The organism is Sulfitobacter sp. HI0129, from assembly GCF_001635395.1.
Taxonomy (GTDB): Bacteria; Pseudomonadota; Alphaproteobacteria; order Rhodobacterales; family Rhodobacteraceae; genus Sulfitobacter.
In genome coordinates, this window is record NZ_LWGH01000108.1 from 1 (window position 1) to 378 (window position 378).

Consider the following 378-nt stretch of genomic DNA (forward strand, 5'->3'; position numbering starts at 1 on the left):
GCCCGCACGACCATCCCGAAGGTGGTGAACTGCAGGAAGGCGAAGACCGCTCCGATGATGAGCGCCGAGAAGCCGAAGTAGACGAGCCGCCAGTAGGGGTAGGCGATGACCGTATCGAGCCCCAGCAGCGCCCCGAAGTCGAAGCTGCCCGCGAAGGCCGCCGGTGCGGGGGTGGGGATCGGGTTGGCGCCGTAGAAATACTTGACGATCTCCTGCAGCACGATGGCGAGGCCGAAAGTCACGAGGATCTGGTCGGCGTGGGGACGCTTGTAGAAATGCTTGATCAGCCCGCGCTCCATGACGAAGCCGATGATCAGCATCACCGGGATCGCCAGCAGAATCGCCAGTGGCACGGACCAGTCGATGATACTGGCGCCC

At 63.8% G+C, this 378-nt stretch carries 1 pseudogene; it reads right to left on the reverse strand.

Going from position 1 to position 378, the window contains the following annotated elements:
* Positions 1-378 (reverse strand): annotated as a pseudogene (locus A3764_RS01015) (branched-chain amino acid ABC transporter permease); the annotation flags it as partial.